Below are 1024 nucleotides of genomic sequence, written 5' to 3'. Positions count from 1 at the left end.
AGATGGTGATGCGCATTTTTGACCCCGACACCGCCGTGAAAGACCTGGACGCGCTGGGCTTCACCCCGCACGACGCCCAGCGCTGGGAGGCGCTGGTGAAGCGCCCGCACGGCATCATTCTGGTGACTGGTCCTACCGGCTCGGGCAAGACCACCACGCTGTACTCCACCCTGAAGCGCGTGGCCACCGAAGAGGTGAACGTCAGCACGGTGGAAGACCCGATCGAAATGATCGAGCCCAGTTTCAACCAGACCCAGGTGCAGCCCCAGCTCGACTTTGGCTTCACCGAAGGCCTGCGTGCCCTGATGCGGCAAGACCCGGACATCATCATGGTGGGCGAAATCCGCGACCTGGCCACGGCCGAGATGGCCATCCAGGCCGCGCTGACCGGCCACCTGGTGTTTTCTACCCTGCACACCAACGATGCGCCCTCGGCCCTCACCCGGCTGATGGAGCTGGGCGTGCCCGCCTACCTGCTCAACGCCACCGTGCTGGGCGTGCTGGCCCAGCGCCTGGTGCGCACCCTGTGCAAATCCTGCCGCGCCCCCGACGAGGCCCTGGCCCGAGAGACCCTGGGGGCTGCCATCAAGCCCTGGAAGATCAATGCCGGGTACACGCCTTACAAGCCCGTAGGCTGCGTGGACTGCCGCATGACCGGCTTCATGGGCCGCATGGGCGTGTACGAGCTGCTCAGCGTGACCGAGGCCTTCAAGGGCCTGGTCAACCAAAGCCCCAGCATCGACGCGCTGCGCCGCCAGGCCGTGGCCGACGGCATGCGCCCGCTGCGCCTGGCCGGTGCGCTGCGCGTGGCCGAGGGGCTGACCACGCTGGACGAGGTGCTGTCCACCACGCCGCCGCTGGAGTAATGCCGTTACACGGTCGGTGTCGCTTCCCGTAGCCGGACGAAGCGCTGCTCCACCACTTCCTGGCCCCATTGGCTGCCGGGTTCTTCTTGCGCCAGGACAAAGCCCAGGCTTTCGTACAGGCGGCGGGCGGCATCCAGCCCCTGGAAGGTCCAAAGGTG

At 67.1% G+C, this 1024-nt stretch carries 1 protein-coding gene and 1 pseudogene; one reads left to right on the top strand and one right to left on the bottom strand.

The genetic code is table 11. From position 1 onward, the window contains the following. A partial coding sequence (locus tag AC097L_RS26400) for a GspE/PulE family protein (protein ID WP_479589646.1) occupies positions 1-866 on the top strand: 866 nt, incomplete at its 5' end. Between the two features lie 5 nt (positions 867-871). Here the strand turns inward: AC097L_RS26400 and AC097L_RS26395 are convergent. After that, a pseudogene (locus AC097L_RS26395) lies at positions 872-1024 on the bottom strand (MarR family transcriptional regulator); the annotation flags it as partial.

Source organism: Rhodoferax sp. RT5P35 (assembly GCF_056521385.1).
The sequence above is the reverse complement of the archived record's forward strand: the minus strand, read 5'-3'. Positions and strand labels throughout refer to the sequence as shown.